Here is a 649-nt window from a genome sequence, read left to right on the forward strand (position 1 = left end):
ATCCACCCCTCCTGCTCCAACCCCCTGAAGTCCCTCATATCCCCCCTCTGGCACACCCCTTGCTGAAACCATTCCAATCCCCCCGGCCTCGACGCCGGTGGGGAGGACAAGGTCAGCCAAGGGGGGACGCCTTTATGGCCCTCGAGACGTTCTATGAAGTCATGCGGCGGCAGGGCATCACCCGCCGCTCGTTCCTGAAATACTGCTCGCTCACCGCCGCGGCCCTGGGCCTCGGGCCGGAATTCGCGCCGCAGATCGCGCAGGCCATGGAGACCAAGCCGCGCACCCCGGTGCTGTGGCTGCATGGGCTGGAATGCACCTGCTGCTCGGAAAGCTTCATCCGCTCGGCCCATCCCCTGGCCAAGGATGTGGTGCTGAGCATGATCTCGCTGGATTATGACGACACCCTCATGGCCTCCGCCGGCCATCAGGCGGAAGCGATCCTCGATGAGGTGATGGAGAAGTACAAGGGCAACTACATCCTCGCGGTGGAAGGCAACCCGCCGCTGAATGAGGATGGCATGTATTGCATCATCGGCGGCAAGCCCTTCGTGGACCAGCTGAAGAAGGTGGCCAAGGACGCCAAGGCCATCATCTCCTGGGGCTCCTGCGCCTCCTATGGCTGCGTGCAGGCGGCCCGCCCCAACCC

Annotated in this window: 1 protein-coding gene; it reads left to right on the forward strand. The window is 64.1% G+C overall.

Annotated elements, in window-relative coordinates; translation table 11 throughout:
- Positions 1-134: 134 nt before the first annotated feature.
- Positions 135-649, forward strand: a 515-nt coding sequence (locus K9U40_RS23205; RefSeq protein WP_282892429.1) for a hydrogenase small subunit, incomplete at its 3' end; no start/stop codon positions are given.

It is taken from the genome of Xanthobacter autotrophicus (assembly GCF_030015065.1).
Classification (GTDB): Bacteria; Pseudomonadota; Alphaproteobacteria; order Rhizobiales; family Xanthobacteraceae; genus Xanthobacter; species Xanthobacter autotrophicus_D.